The sequence below is a fragment of the Richelia intracellularis HH01 genome, from assembly GCF_000350105.1.
Taxonomy (GTDB): domain Bacteria; phylum Cyanobacteriota; class Cyanobacteriia; order Cyanobacteriales; family Nostocaceae; genus Richelia; species Richelia intracellularis.
This window is the reverse complement of sequence record NZ_CAIY01000069.1, coordinates 53,181-69,649: the sequence shown is the minus strand read 5'-3', so window position 1 is coordinate 69,649 and position 16,469 is coordinate 53,181. Positions and strand designations below refer to the sequence as shown.

The following is a 16,469-nucleotide window of genomic DNA, read 5'->3' as shown; positions in this document are numbered from 1 at the left end:
ATCGTCAAATATAAAATATAAATATTACTATAAAAGTTCTTTAAAACTGTCAAATAAATATAGAATAATAAGTACTTACCATAGAAAAATATACTTATGAAAGTCCTCGTTGAAATGATTCTTGGTCTCACCTTATGAAAAAATTAAGGTGAGACCAAGAATCAAATTTTTAATCAGTTGGGGGTTAATTATAGCTGACAAAATATGATGGATGCACTTAATTAAATTAGCATTAACAGAAAAGTTTGCTTGGTTTTTTGATGATTTTAGGTAATCTATAATTTATAGCATTCAATTCTCACTCTTGATTTAATAGTTATTAAGACCCAGAAGAAAAAAAATATAATGTTCCTGCTACTAACCAAAGATATAGTTGCAGGTATAGCAACAAGGTAAGTAGTAGATAAGAAGAATTTGGAGTTATAATAGGTATTTTGTAGATGCGAGTGCGCATATTTGAATTTAATGCCAAACAGAAACCCAAAACCTCTGAAGCCTGGCCCAGTTTAGTATATTAGAAGGGTATCAGATCAAGTACCCTAATATAAATATTAGGGTTAAAACTCCTTATGTAGCTTGATTAGAGTATTTTTGATAAAATCATCGCAGTTAAGATCATGGTGATCATCGGCTTGTAAGACCAATACTAAAGCATCAAAATTCATAAGTATTTTATGCATTTTAGTGGTAATTTTATGATAAAAGCTTATGTCCTTTTTTTTCTATTTTGAGTATTGAAGATTAATTCAGGTGGAACTTTGTAAATACCCCATTTCCACTTGAAGTGAAGGTCCTGAGAATATGAGCAAGTTTGAGGTGGGTTAAATTTTGATACAACTTATAGAAACATAGATGTACTATTTACCATGATAGAAAATCTCAATATATACCCTAATGTTTCACTTCCCTCTAGGGAAAAATAGCAGATATTATTTTAATATAACATAAATCTATTTTGAGTTCAGGTATAAGAATGCTTACAGTTTCAATTATCATATGTTATGAAGTTGCTAAGTGTAAACTTTGCTCACAGCACATAGAACCCATGAGCATATAACTTATCATCGATTTATAGTCTCCACTGAGGAAGTTTTTTTAATACTTAACTCTTTAATAACCATTTGAGGGACTTTGCAATAGCTATTGGTCAGACCCAATGTAATTAGAACCAGGGTTTTTTTTGCTTTAATTAACATTTTTTACTATTAGTGTTTTCATGTGGTTAGTTTTACTTTTGCAAGAGTTTATTCCAGAAGTCAGCCGAACTCAGATATTGTATTTAAGTGGACAATAATTTTCTGCTGTCATTTTGGGAGTAATTCCAGCTATTACCCTATGCAATTGTAAAATTCATCCTCAGGGTATATCTAAAATTTCCCATTGCATCTCCAGAAGGAAGGTCGGATCAAGGTTAAGAATATGAATACGCATAGTCGTCATCTGCAAACTAATGTGTTTCCTCCTGTGGCAAAAAAACAGCCCCAGATTCTAGAGTTGAACGGCGATCGCCGCATAGATAACTATTTTTGGATGCGTGATCCAGAAAATCCCGAAGTAATTGCATATTTGGAAGCAGAAAATGCTTACACTGATGCCATGATGGAGCACACTATAGATCTACAAAACGAGCTATACAAAGAAATGCTGGCTCGGATTAAAGAGACTGATCTTTCTGTACCGTATCGTAAGGATAACTACTATTACTATTCCCGTACAGAAGAAGGAAAAGCTTATCCGATATATTGCCGTAAGAAGGTTAGTCTAGAGGCTGAAGAGGAAATTTTATTAGACCAAAACCAATTAGCAAACGGCTATGAGTTCTGTGATTTGGGTGTTCTAGTTATTAGCCCCAATCATCAAATTATGGCATATTCCATAGACCATACTGGGGCAGAACGTTATACTTTATTTTTCTTGGATTTAAAGTCTAAAAAACTATATCCAGATACCATTGATAATACTTATTTCTCATTAGTTTGGGCCAATGATAACAAGACAGTTTTTTATACTCAAATCGATGAGGCTAATCGTCCTTTCAATTTATTTAGGCACACTTTAGGTGGTAATGTTGCCGAAGATGAACTAATTTATCATGAACCAGATGATGCCTATCACTTGTATGTAGACAAGAGTCGAAGTCAAGCATATATATTCCTGACTATTGCTGGTAGTATTACCTCAGAAGTCCAATATTTAAAAGCTGACTATGCTTTCTGTAAATTTGAGGTTATTGCCCCCAGAAAAACTGGAGTTTTATACAATGTAGAACATCATAGTGACTATTTTTATATAGTTACTAACGAAGAAGCCACTAATTTTAAACTGATGAGAACTTCAGTGGCTAGGATTTTTAAGGAAAACTGGAAAACGATAATTCCTCATCGCCCTGATGTGAGATTATCTGGGGTAAGTGCTTTTATTAATCACCTGGTCATTTATGAGCGTGAGGGGGGACTACCAGGTGCAAGAGTACAAAACTTAACTACGGGAGCTGAAAGTCACATTACTTTTCCTGAGCCAACTTATGAATTTGAAGAAGGAAGCAATCCAGAATTCAACACCAATATACTCCGATTTAATTACACTTCTTTAGTTACCCCGCCTTCAGTATTTGATTATGACATGAATACTAATCAACGAGAATTGAAAAAAGAAACAGAAGTATTGGGGGGATATGATCGCACTCAATATCAGAGCGAATGGCTTATGACTAGTGCTGCTGATAGGATAAAAGTACCAATTTCCATTGTTTATCGCAAAGGTATAAAAAAAGATGGTAAAAATCCCTTATTCATGTTGGGATATGGCTCTTATGGCTATTCCTACCCAGTAACATTTGCCCCTGATATTTTATCGTTGTTAGATAGAGGAGTCGTATTTGCAATTGCCCATGTACGTGGTGGGGAAGAAATGGGAAGACACTGGTATGAGAGTGGAAAGTTCTTACATAAAAAGAATACCTTTTCCGATTTTATTACTTGTGCTGAATATCTCATTAGTAGGGGATGGACAGATAGTGAGCACCTGGCTATTTCTGGTGGCAGTGCTGGGGGTTTACTCATGGGAGCAGTGATGAACATGCGCCCAGACTTATTTAAAGTAGTAGTTGCTCGCGTGCCCTTTGTTGATGTATTAACAACTATACTCGATACTTCCTTACCCCTTTCAGTCATGGAGTGGGAAGAATGGGGTAATCCTAACGATAAAGCTTACTACGAATATATTAAATCATACTCTCCCTATGATAATGTAGAAGAGAAAGACTACCCATACATACTAATTACAGCTGGATTAAATGATTCCCGTGTGAAGTACTGGGAACCGGCAAAATTGACAGCCAAGTTGCGGAATATGAAAACCGATAATAATACTTTGTTGTTGAAAACCAATATGGGTGCAGGACATAGTGGTGCTTCCAATAGATACGAAAGCTTGAAGGAGTTAGCTTTTGAGTATGCTTTTGTATTTGATCACTTGGGTGTACTGAAGAAAGATTAGGGAGAATAAAAAAGAGTAGGGGAGCAGGGTGAAACCTCACACTATGTAGCTTGCTTCCCCGTAGAGATCTAATAAACTTAAAGCAATAAATTGTTAAGCAGAAGGCTTATCTGCTGCTATGAAATTGCCTCTCATTCTTCGACCCATAAATTCGGGTATTGTATGTTTTATTTTTTGCTTCACTCATAAGTTGTGAGGAGATAATACCAATATCTATTTCCGGGCAATTTTTCATGTAGAATCAATTAGTCTTGAAAGTTAACTAAGCAGGATATACATCTTAGAATTAATTAAGTCAGTACCAAACTTAAATTTAAGTGAATTTGATTTAAAGATATTTGAACATCAATTCTTATAACTAGTTACCAAGTTAAATAGCAGTTTTAGAAGTCACATAAGTATTTATCATTAACAAAATATTTATTTTTACTATTTTAGATATGTAGGAAGTATAATGGTGATCACTACGTAAAAAATACTAGAAATTACATTGAGTTAATACTAAACTAAGGGTGAGTAATTCAGATAATATATAGACTGAATAAAAAAATTTCAGTACAGTCTATAAGTAATAAGTAAGTTATAGGATGCCCGAATATAATTTTGAGTTATGATGCAAAACCTAGGTGTCCAAATTATTAATAATAGTCACACATTCTATTTCGTTTCAGATTTAACTTAATATTTGATTGACCTGGTATTCAACACTATTACTCTAAGTATAGATTATATAGGATTTTAGGGCATTAAGTTGAGGAAAAAACGGCATAACTCAAACATGAATGAAAAAGTTAAGTATGTTTAAGATGAGAGTGAGAGGTCTTAAGTAAAGATAGAGACAAAATTGATTTGTATAGTAGGTAGTAAGATAAAATAACTCCAAAAACTTTGGATAACAAAAGTAAGACAGGACAGAATAACTTTTAATCAAGGAAAACCTACAAAGGTCTCGGTAGTCTTATTAACTATTTTAGAGGAATAAAAAATCTTTTGTACTAACTATTTACTATTTTTATTCCAAATTAAACGTAACCGTTCTTGGGCCATTTGTAATGCTTTTTGGGGAGACTCACCTAATAAGACAGCCTCAATTCCCCTACCTAAACTATCAGATAAACGACTATACCCAGCCATATTTGGCCGAGCACGAGCTACAGTCATTTGTTCTAAAAATACTTGTAATCCAGGTTTTTTGGAAGCATATTCCTGATATAATTTGCTCTTGGAAACTTTTTCATTGGTAGGTATAAACCCTGTCTTAATACTCCATTCTGTTTGAAACTCCTCACCTAGGATATACTCTAAAAACTTGAGTGCAGCTTTTTCTCTTACTGGTGTAGTTTTCATCACATACAGACTCCCAGTACCAGTTGCCGTGGCATGCCTAACACTAGCAGGTATAGGAAATACATCGTAATCAACATCTGATTTAGTAATATTAGTCCAAGGTCCAGTAATTTGCATTGCTACACGACCAGAAATAAAATCACTCTCATCATAGCCCCGCTCTGGTGCAGAGAGTTTGGCATACCCACTCTTAAGCAAATCCTGCCACAATTGCAAAGCAGCTATCGCTTCTGGACTATCAAACTTGGGGTTATCATTATTAATGATTTCTCCGCCAGCACTCCATAAAAAAGGGAGCCAACAAAAAATAGTCCACTCTTCTTTGCCTAAGGGTAATACTATTCCATACTGCTCTGGTTGGCCATCACCATTACGATCTATTGTTAGCTTTTTTGCAACTTGCCGGAACTCCTCCCAAGTCTCAGGGGTTTCCTTAATTCCAGCAGCAGAAAATAATTGTGGCCGGTAGAAAATACCAATATTGCTAGTATAAAGTGGTACAGACCAAATTTTATCATTTAGTCTCAGTTCGTCCCATAGATTGGAGTAAATCTCTGATTTCATAGGTAGATTTTCAACCCAATTATTTAGGGATTTAATTGCTCCTAATTCAACAAACTTACCTGTCATTTGTGGATAAAATAAGAGAATATCTGGAGGAGCATTCCCAACCACTGCTGTTAGTATTTTGGGTATTTGCGGTTCCCCAACAAAAATAGATTCTACTTGAATACCAGGATTAGTCTGGTTAAATTTTTTAACTAATTTGTTGAAAACATCACGATTAACAGGGGGATTGATTCCCTGCCATAATGTGACATGAGTAACTTGATTATTATTTTTTGTTCCTAGATTTTGACATCCAAATAAAATTAGAAATACTAATAGATATATAATAACTACAATTGAAAATTGCCAGTTGCAGGCCTTGATTTTTCCTGACAATCTTTCTATTCTTAAAATGAAAACTTGAATGTTCATACTAATTATTGATATGAGATGATTGTTTCATCTCAAAACAATTGATAACAGTTTTTTTGTGTTGCCATAAGTTTTGAGTTTGCAGTTGCATATTACCATAATTAATGTTAGGTTACCTGCAATTAATTATTACCATGCTTACCAATAAGCATTTTTGTATAGTTGCTTTCAAAATTTATTCAAAGCAAAATAGGATTTGCAGGTTACTTTGCATTTTTAGAGAGATATTGGATAACTAAACAGTAAGAGATGACTTAGTTAGAGGATAATAAGTTTGACTGGGAGAAATTTAATTTTTATCGTGAAAAAGTATGAGAGACTGACCGAAGTAGATATCTTTTTACGTATATTCCGGATGAATTATTCATCAGTTTTTCACTCCAGTTTATTAACGTCGGTTTTTATAGATAAGTGTAGATGATGAACACAAAAAAATATTTGTATTTTATAGAATTAAACAATAATAAAAATTTATGTTCGAGTAGTAAAACTTAAAAGCAATTAATATTGACTAATCCTAAATTTTAATCTCCAGTGCTAAAATAGTCTCGAACCATTTTTCAAACCGATTTCCTAATGCTTCTAGAGAAAATTCCATTTCTGCTTGTTGGCGACATTGATAGCGATTAATTTCACCTAGACGTGATACAGCATCTACTAGATCAGTAATACTGTCAGGCGTTACCAGAAAGCCAGTTTTCCCATCTTGAACGATTTCCTTTGGTCCTCCACGACGATAAGATACAATTGGAACACCACAGGCCAAGGCTTCTATTGCAACATTACCAAATGCTTCTACCCAGCGGTGGGTCATCAATAATGCCGAACATTCCCTAACAATTTTCTGCATTTCTTTGGTTGATAAAAATCCCAAATACTCTACAGGTGCATGGGGATAATCCCGGCAGATTTTTTGCCAGTAGTATTTGTCCTGCAGTTTGCCCATAATTTTTAAGGGGATGTTCATTTTTCTTGATAATGCCACAGCATCCTCTAATCCCTTTTCCGGAGAAATACGACCAATCCAAGCCAATTGCTTTTTGGGTTGAGGACAAAAATCATATAAAGCAATATCAATACCATTACTGAGGATATGTAATGGTTGAATTGACCCAGAAAAAGTTTCTGCCTGATAGGAACTATGAAAACCAAGGGCGTGGGGAAAGTTTTTACCTACCTTCTCAATTACTTCATCTATAGCATTAGAAAGGGAGCTCATACTTACTAAATGGGCTATCGGTTTTTTAAAAAATGGTGTTAAGTAAAAAGGGAGCCAATCATAGGCAAAATTAACTATTAAGTTATAATCGCATTCAATTTCACGTACGTAATCCCACATATTTGCTAGTGTAGAGTTGTCAGCCATGACAATCCCATCTGCCCGCTTTTGACTTTGGGCAATGGTTTGTAAGTTTCCAGGGATTTGTATTATGGGTATATCTTTCCATATTGAACCTACTGGTGCAACTATCTGCAACTTATGACCACGATGGAGCATTTGCTGAGCAACATTGTATAAAGTAAGCTCTACACCACCACCGAGTCCTGTTCCCAAAGCCCCAACAGGGGTAGATACGAACAGTAATTTCCAAAGTTTCCTAGAGGGAGTCATAATATTTTTGAGATAGGAAATTTTTAAGGGATTAGGACACTTTAAGTAAACGCTAATTGTTACATCAAGATATAAACCAAGGTCCAAGTAATGTAAAAATAACTTAGAGCCAGGTATTTTGGCTCTAAGTTATTGCTAACCAAACACCATAATTTTAGATTGTTTTAGCTGCTTTATTTTTATGTTTATATAGACAAATTTCATTGTCCAAAGTAACTTCTACACCCACTGGTGGAATTATATTGGGGACCCCACTCCCAAAAGGTAAATTTAGACACTATGGGAATATGTAAATTTTCTAAGGAGTCCCATAATAATTATTTCATAGTGAAGGTGGGAATATCAGCTGATAATCCACACTGACTAAAACGATCTAAAGCTATGCCAAGTGATAGAGATAAGACATTGCACATTTGCCAGTATGCAAACATTTTTGCAACGTTTGGGTTTCATGGTAGTGATGTTCACTCACATGGTTATAAATCCACCCAAAGATTAACCATACAAAGCTATCAAAGTAGTACCTTCAACATAATTAAATAATATTTGTTGTAATAATCATATTTATCTGTCATAGTAGTTGAAATAGGAGCATGAGCACTAATAAACTAGAATTTTAAAAACTCCACAACAAAGCTTGAATATCGGAAAGATAAATTAGCTATTTAGGATTAGTGTATACTACTGACAATTTTCCTCTGCATACTGATAACCCCCCTTGCCTTCGCTTCTGAATCTTGTCAAACTACGACTAGGCTCTGGCGGCGTTTATCATTATCTACAGCAAAATACCTATACTCGTGATGAATTATATTCTATAACCGTGCGATTGCCAAACTTACATGCTCTATTTAAGTGCAATTAATTCTTGCAAACAATTACATGGTTCTGTTGTGGAATACTTCAGTGCTCTCAAGCTAAAATTTCGAAACCCCATATATTTGTGGAGCTTATTATAAACTGTCATAAAATTAATTAAAAGTTCAATGATCAAGTGAATACTAGACTATAATTAGCATTATTAATTCGATTGCAATACAAGGTATCTACCATACAATGATGTATTTAATTTCAGTAAAAGCAATTAACTAAGGTCTCAATTGTTAGTATTTTAATCATGGGCTAATTTACCACATTTGTGATTTTAGTGGTAAGTTATGTATGATAAGAAAAAAGAGTATCCACCATTCTCATTATTTTATGAAACTCTAATATTAAGAAACCCCAAATTTTTCTTAGTAGTATTACAAGGTAAAATTTCTACTACAATATTGTCGACTTATAAGTATTTTTGATATTGTTTTCTACTTAACTAACTTAATCATAAACCTCCCTTTATCCTGAACATGCTAAGTATATTCAAGTATTACTTAGTTTTTTTTTACTAGAAAAATTTAGATTTCTATTTTTTGTTGCCGTTAGTAGCATTAGATGAGATATTCAAATATGTTAATAATGAATTATTCATATCTATTAAAAAGCTTTTCTAATTCTTTGCATAATGCTATTGTTATTAGTAACAATACGTTATTTTCTTGTAATTTGTATATTAACTGATGCGTTTTAATCTAGTTTACATGAAATAAAATGCTGGATAATATTTCAAACTGTACTTAATAATATAGGGCAATTATAAGTATGTATTTCTTACTTTAGCTTTTCTTCTTACTGACAATTGTTACCAAAGAATATTAATGTAAAAGAAATTATGCTTTTGATTCAAATAACTCATAGATATTTAATAAATATCTATAAATAGTTTACTATCCAATCTGAATATTGAAATTTTAGTTTTTCTCAGTTAAATCCCTATCAATGTCTAGCATTTTCTAAAAATACCAACTTATTTTGGAGGTCCATAATATCTATAAATTGACTTTTGATTAACCCACATATTTTTGGAATTATGGGGATATCTAATAGTCTGTTATTCTTTAATCTAAGTCAAAATTTAAACAATATTTTACTTGTAAAAAGGGAGATGGATACGTGTTTTTGCTACTCTTACGAGAGCATCTAACTCTAGTTGCATTTGCGAAAGTACTAACTCATAACATTGATCAACATAATTCCTATCACAGGCTACTTTTTCACCATAGTGATCAAATACTATTGGTGGACATACCCTAGTATGAATGGGTATTGGCAAAGGAATATTAGGTAAAGGTCCCATTCCCAATCCCCAGGGCAACCCAATATAAATTGGGAAAACAATCGGATCTATTCCTAATAACCAAGGCATGCCCAATTCATGGAGTTTATTTACTAGATCATAGGCATCAGTTATTATATATAGCGTGTCATGAGCTCCGCAGGAAATCACAGGAACAATCGGTACCTTTTCCCGCAGTGCTAACTTGATAAAACTCTTACTATTAGCAAAGTAGATTTTGTTACGTAGATGGTGAGGTCTGAATACATCTTGCGCTCCACCAGGATATAGTAGTACACTTGCACCTGATCGTAAGGCCATATAAGCCATTTTCGGATGTGCAAAAATAGCCCCTGTTTTGGCAACAATTTTTGCTACGTGGGGAAATACTTTCCATATACTAGGATGCATTAAACCATATATGGGTTGTTCCATACCAAACCTGTGAAACCATTCCCACATCATCATTATCATGTCTGGAGCAGCTAATCCACCATTATGAGAACCAACCACCAAAACTTTTTGTTTGGTGGGAATTTGACCCCATCCACTAGTTTGGACGTGAAAATAGTTGTTGTATAGCCACTCCCAGATGGGCATTAGGGATTTGATAAATTCTGGATCTCTTTCATTTAATGTCCATCCTAGTTTATTTTGCCATTTGCATATTTTTGTAGTGGATTGCACCATAATATTTAGAAATTAACTATGTATTTTTTATGTATTAGTATTTATATCAATTAGCAATAACTACAAAGCATAGCAGATTAACTACCATAGGATGATTTATGTATAGCTAATTGGTGTGGTTGTAAAAAAAGTAGTATTTGAAATTGGATACAAATATTAAGAATTAATTCCGAGGCAATTACTAACAGTCTCATTCATAAAAGTGTAGTGACTACGAGTCAAAATTTGTTTTTTGACATCTACCATATCATTAAAATAAGTGTATAATAAGGGTAATAAATATTAATAATTTAGGGATAACTACAAGTTTTAATTATAGTATCTAAACAGTCAAATATATAGAGAGTTATAAAAGGTCTCCAATTGCTTGGTGTATTTTATCACCAACCCTGCTTAACAATAAAAACTTATTAGAATAGAAAACAAGTCATCCTAATAATAAACCTCTCAAATAATCAGTTTAGGATTTATAATAAGATTGTAAGAATATTTTTTAAATCTGAATTAAACTATTATATGTTGCTATTAACAAAAGATCTTTCAGTATTGTTTGGTATTAATGCATAATTATTTAATTTATGTCATTATGTCTTTTTAATCATGGTATGTTGGCTGTTAATTTAGAATTGTGAGTTATTCTTAATAACACTAGGTAAACACTTTCATATTACCATTAGTTCCTCTACTATTAAGATCCAAAGAATTTTTTTCTGAATACTTCCAGAAAAAAATTCAATAGTTTCCTAGTATGGCACCACCAAATTTTATAGTCCAAAGGCTAATTTGATTATGTATTATAACACTATTAACTACTGAAGATGGTAAAAATTAATTGGTGATTTCACTAGTATTGCTTTTATTTACTGGTGTCATGTAAATAAATCCAGAGACAATAGTTAAGATGACTGAGGCCCAAAAAATTATGAGAGTAGGTACTTTCCAGCATATGTATATTGGAGAAATTAGGGCTGCAATTGCAATAATTTGACTAACTGTTTTGAGCTTACCCCAGATGTTGGCTCCTATAATGGTAGTTCTATTTACTCGCCAGCCAGCTATTACTAGTTCCCGTGCTGAAATAATGAACGCTCCCCAAGCCGGAATTTCTCTTAGTTCAACTAATGCAAATAAGAGAGCCAAAACTAGTAACTTGTCTACTAGGGGATCAAGAAATTTTCCTAAATCACTAATTTGATTGAGTTTTCTAGCCAAATAGCCATCTAACCAGTCAGTACCAGCCGCAATCAGAAATATCACTAGGCAAATCCATCTTATCTCCACCGTAGGGTAGTGCAAACCATAGAGAATAAATGGCAAACCTAGAAGTCGAGAAAAAGTAATCCAGTTAGGTATAGTCATTACTAATTATTAATTTTAGATTTTGGATTTTAGTAAAATAAAAAAGTGAATAATCGGATGACAATAATTCTAGAATACCTAAAGTAATTGAAATTAGAGGAGTTTCTTTGCGCAATAACGGGATTAATACAAACATGTTTTTACGCATTGCTTGGTAAGCTTTTATACTATTACTAAAAAAATAGTTAGTTTGTGTTTATACCAATGTACTTTTTAGCATTACACTAAATCTGATCAAATAATCCCCAAGAGAAACCACTGTACATATTCAATTTTGATCAGTGCTAAGTCAAATACTATTTTATATCTAAATTGTAGAACCCATTTAGTGAAATATGTTTATCAATACACTGAACACAAGGGAATTTATAATATATCCTAGGTGATAAAATACAGTTACAAGAACTTATATGAAATGAATGTTGCAAGGTGGGAAGTTTATGGAGCTTGTTAATGAGATTTAGGGAGATTGTAATGATTAACAGAGTTGGCAATCAGAGTTAATGTCCTTAGTACCCAAAAACAAAAATAGCAAGTATCTGGCAACAGTAAATCAACTCAGTATGAATTGGGAAAAATTTCATTAAAAAAGTCATACAAGAAGGAGCTGCAAAATTTTAACTTTAGTTTGTTTTCCTAAAATCCCACTCTGCATAAACTTGTAACAGGAATGAACACTTCAAATCCTTATTACATTAAGATTTATGTAGTAAGTAAGGCCATTAGAAGTCAAAATTTCCAGTCCATTCTCACTTAGCAAGACATATTATTAAATATTATGAAACAATCCAATTCTCCCAAATATAGGGCAGAAAGCGATTCCATGGGAGAACGCCAAATCCCTGATCAAGCTTACTATGGTATTCAAACCCTCAGAGCTATAGAAAACTTTCCTATTAGCTGTATCAAGCCTTTACCTACATATATAGATGCCTGTATTCTGATTAAAAAAGCTACGGCAATTGTAAATGGAGAGCTTGGTTGTATTCCCCCAGAAGTAGGACAAGCAATTGTTCAGGCAACTGATGAAGTTCTCAAAGGCAAATTCCGCGATCAATTTGTGGTAGATATATATCAAGCAGGTGCTGGTACTTCACATCACATGAATATCAATGAAGTATTAGCAAATCGAGCTTTAGAAATTTTGGGTGACGAGAAAGGGAACTACAAACGAGTTAGTCCTAATGATCATGTGAACTATGGGCAATCTACCAATGATGTGATTCCCACTGCAATTCGTATAGGGGGTTTGCTTGCCTTATCTCACACCCTACATCCTTCGCTAGAATCAGCCATAGAAACATTAAAATTCAAAGCCAGAGAATTTCAAAATGTAATAAAATCTGGTAGAACCCACCTACAAGATGCCGTTCCCGTACGCTTGGGAGAAAACTTTAGTGCTTGGGCACAAATTCTTAGCGAACACCATGACCGTATTTATTCTGCCAGTGGGGATTTAATGGTATTGGGATTAGGCGGGAGTGCTGTTGGTACGGGGTTAAACACCCATCCCCAGTATCGTGCCCGTGTGGTAAGAGTACTATCAGAGCTGACAAGTCTACCTTTACAAACAGCCCCCCATCTCATGGCAGCAATGCAGAGTATGGCACCCTTTGTTAATGTATCTGGTGCTTTGCGTAACTTAGCGCAAGATTTAGTTAAAATTTCTCATGATTTGCGACTAATGGATTCTGGTCCAAAAACAGGTTTGAAGGAAATACAATTGCCTCCTGTACAACCGGGCTCCTCAATTATGCCTGGTAAATATAATCCTGTGATGGCAGAGATGATGTCTATGGTTTGCTTTCAAGTAATGGGTTACGATAGTGCGATTGCTCTAGCTGCACAGGCAGGACAATTAGAATTGAATGTGATGATGCCTCTAATTGCCTATAACCTCATTCATAGTATTGAAATTCTTGGTAATGCTGTTGCTTCCCTTTCAAAACGATCTATTAAGGGAATTCTAGTCAAACAAGAGCGTTGCCTAGCTTATGCAGAAGGCAGTTTGGCCCTAGTAACAGCATTAAATAAACATATTGGTTATCTAAACGCGGCAGCAGTTGCAAAAGAATCCCTAGAAACTGGTAAATCCTTACGGCAGATTGTATTGGATAAAGGACTGATGACAGATGAGGAGTTATCCAAGGTTCTGAACTTAGAAAAAATGAGCCAAATTTTAAATTTGAGTTAATGGGTAAAGGATTAATAAGAGATAACAGGGAGGACAATATTATTTTGAATACCAAAATAATATTGTTTCAATTTTACTTTCCTACTTGCTGTTCCCTGAAACTCTTTTTATCCTTCAACTTGAGGATTTTTTCATTGAGTGTATGCACCATAAGACTCTAAATTTTAAAAATTACATCAATGCAAACTCAAAAACCATTTGTCAGTTTAATTCAGGCATACAGTTATGAACGAGAGGCTCTAAGAGAATCCATTAAAACCTTGTTAGAGCCACTTGGAGGCTTGACAGAGTTTGTTAAACCAGGACAACGAGTTTTGTTAAAACCAAACCTACTTACAGGAGCACGTCCGACAAAAGAATGTACTACACATCCAGAAATAGTTTATGTTGTAGCCCAAATGGTAATGGAAATCAACGGTAAACCCTTTTTAGGAGATAGTCCGGCATTTGGTAGTGCTAAAAAGGTAGCGATTGCAAATGGTTATCAACCTATTTTCAATGAACTCAACATTCCCATAATTAATTTTCAAGGTAAGCGTTATCAAACAATCAATGAAAATTTTAAACACTTACTCCTATCAAAAGAGGCTATAGAGGCAGATGTGGTGATTAATTTACCCAAGGTAAAGTCCCATGTCCAACTTGTACTTACCCTAGGAACTAAAAATCTATTTGGTTGTGTTCCCGGAAAAATGAAAGCTTGGTGGCACATGCAGGCAGGAAAAAATCCTGATCTTTTTGGAGAAATGTTGGTGGAAACCGCTAAAGCTATTAATCCTAATTTAACAATTATCGATGGTATTGTAGGTCATGAAGGGAATGGTCCAAGTGGGGGAGAACCCCGAAATTTAAATATTTTAGGAGCATCTGCAGATGTCTTTGCCTTGGATATGACATTTGCAAATATCCTTAGTGTGGCCCCTAAGAATATACCAACTGTGGCAGCATCCTTGCGATTGGGTTTGATTGAAGATTTAATGGTAATTAATTTTCCTCTTTTACATCCAGAAACCCTAAAAGTAGATAATTGGCAGCTACCCAAGGAATTTGTACCAATTGACTTTGGTCTTCCCAGAGTAATTAAATCAACTTTTAGACATCTTTACATTCGTTTTATAAAAGAATCAATGAATTCTTATGGTGGGGGCTAGGTGTTATCCAACTGGAAATTAGAAAGTAATTGCAAGCTTGACTACAACAATTACCCGATTATTAAACTAGCCTATAAATACCCTCCGATTGATCGATAAAACCGCTCTTCCTAGTGGCGGTTTTTTTGATATATTTGTTAATATCAAAACATTAGTTTATATATTTTTTTTATCTTAAAATAATGATATCACTCACGGTGGATAGATTAATGATCTATCTATTTGTATATTGACAATTATCAAATGACCTAGATTATTTAGTGAAATGATGGCTTAGATTATTTGTTGGATATAACTAGTAAATATACTGAAATTATATGAACACTTTCAAGTATTTTATTATATAAATAAATTCATATTATCTGGCTAATTAACAATATTCTAATTATTTATTTTTACAATATAAAAATTGTTTTCAGTTATAGGTTTTATATTGGCTACATAGAGATTAAACCATTTTAATCAATTAGTTTTAAAATATTGCCCTACTAATAATAGTCTTAAAGTATGGTCGAGAGAGATGAGCTAATACATATTGATAAAACCAAAAAAATTACGTGATTTCCATATCACCATCCGTACTTTTAAAACTATGTAATTTTTAATGCCAGACTTGTAGATAAAAAACTAGTGCTAATATATAGTAAATACAGGGTAGTCTAGAATCACAATTTGCGGGTTACTTAATATTTGTTGTTTCTCAGAGATGGTGAAATAATGAGCATAATAACTAACGTTATCATAGTTTAAAAGTAGGTTAATGTTTTGGTCTAAGTAAGATTTTTTTGTAAAAAAAAGTTAGAATAATAAATAACACTCTCCTGATGAGAGAAAACCTGCTAATTAAATTGTGAAGAAGTTTAATTTTATATGGAAGCTAACAGTCGGTCTGCCAGTTCATCCGATACGTATGCCCACCCTTTGGCAGATATTGTGGGAACATTAATTGCTTTCTTAACTCTCACTTTACCGGTGTTTGTCATTGCCAGCTATTCGTCAAGCAATGTTCCGAATCAGTCTCAACCTGTGACATATAATACGCAAAATAGATGATAGTTATTAGGAATAGACAAATGGCATTTTGCACTCATGAAGTCCCCAGAGTTGATTCATGTAGCTTTCAACAGAGTTTAAGAACATAACTCCTTAGTCAAAGGATCTTCTTCCATCCAGTATTATTTAGAATATTCCTATTTATTTACTTGAGTTTACGTGTGGTGTATAAGTATCGTGTTCTATTTTAAAGCAGAGAGCACGATTCCTATAACCATTTCAATTTTATAAAGGCCTTATAGTAAGAAACTACTACATCTAATGCTTGAAAAAGCAAGTTGTATGGGATAATAACTCAATTCCTTCTTGTATAGTTATTGCTATTACCACAATAAAAGAGCTACAAACACCTGGCAAATTAGATACAGATAGGTAATATCACATTTCACAAGGTATTACTTATGAAAAAGCTACCCAAATATAATGGTTTGG

General features: G+C 33.7%; 8 protein-coding genes. 4 read left to right on the top strand and 4 right to left on the bottom strand.

Features of this window, described 5'->3' with window-relative positions; translation table 11 throughout:
* Positions 1-1,419 precede the first annotated feature (1,419 nt).
* Entirely contained in the window at positions 1,420-3,498 is a 2,079-nt protein-coding gene (locus tag RINTHH_RS07670; protein ID WP_008235028.1) for a S9 family peptidase, read from the top strand.
* Positions 3,499-4,497: 999 nt separating this feature from the next.
* Here the strand turns inward: RINTHH_RS07670 and RINTHH_RS07665 are convergent.
* The 4 genes from RINTHH_RS07665 to pgsA all read right to left on the bottom strand — a co-directional run bounded on the left by RINTHH_RS07665 (position 4,498) and on the right by pgsA (position 11,639).
* Positions 4,498-5,826 (bottom strand): ABC transporter substrate-binding protein, encoded by a 1,329-nt coding sequence (locus RINTHH_RS07665; RefSeq protein ID WP_008235027.1) that lies wholly within the window; start codon positions 5,824-5,826, stop codon positions 4,498-4,500.
* A 517-nt stretch (positions 5,827-6,343) separates the two neighbouring features.
* Positions 6,344-7,438 (bottom strand): glycosyltransferase family 4 protein, encoded by a 1,095-nt coding sequence (locus tag RINTHH_RS07660; RefSeq protein ID WP_044304879.1) that lies wholly within the window; start codon positions 7,436-7,438, stop codon positions 6,344-6,346.
* 1,963 nt (positions 7,439-9,401) lie between these two features.
* The gene (locus RINTHH_RS07655; protein WP_044304878.1) at positions 9,402-10,280 is read right to left on the bottom strand and encodes a 1-acyl-sn-glycerol-3-phosphate acyltransferase; all 879 of its coding nucleotides are present in this window, start codon (positions 10,278-10,280) and stop codon (positions 9,402-9,404) included.
* An 828-nt stretch (positions 10,281-11,108) separates the two neighbouring features.
* Positions 11,109-11,639: a CDP-diacylglycerol--glycerol-3-phosphate 3-phosphatidyltransferase gene (gene pgsA, locus RINTHH_RS07650; RefSeq protein ID WP_008235023.1), complete on the bottom strand. Its 531-nt coding sequence runs from the start codon at positions 11,637-11,639 to the stop codon at positions 11,109-11,111.
* Positions 11,640-12,417: 778 nt separating this feature from the next.
* Here pgsA and RINTHH_RS07645 point away from each other — a divergent pair.
* The 3 genes from RINTHH_RS07645 to RINTHH_RS10500 all read left to right on the top strand — a co-directional run bounded on the left by RINTHH_RS07645 (position 12,418) and on the right by RINTHH_RS10500 (position 16,037).
* Positions 12,418-13,833: an aspartate ammonia-lyase gene (locus RINTHH_RS07645; RefSeq protein WP_044304877.1), complete on the top strand. Its 1,416-nt coding sequence runs from the start codon at positions 12,418-12,420 to the stop codon at positions 13,831-13,833.
* 179 nt (positions 13,834-14,012) lie between these two features.
* On the top strand, positions 14,013-14,984 hold the full coding sequence (locus RINTHH_RS07640; RefSeq protein WP_008235021.1) for a DUF362 domain-containing protein: 972 nt from the start codon (positions 14,013-14,015) through the stop codon (positions 14,982-14,984).
* 870 nt (positions 14,985-15,854) lie between these two features.
* Positions 15,855-16,037: a hypothetical protein gene (locus tag RINTHH_RS10500; RefSeq protein WP_008235020.1), complete on the top strand. Its 183-nt coding sequence runs from the start codon at positions 15,855-15,857 to the stop codon at positions 16,035-16,037.
* Positions 16,038-16,469 lie beyond the last annotated feature (432 nt).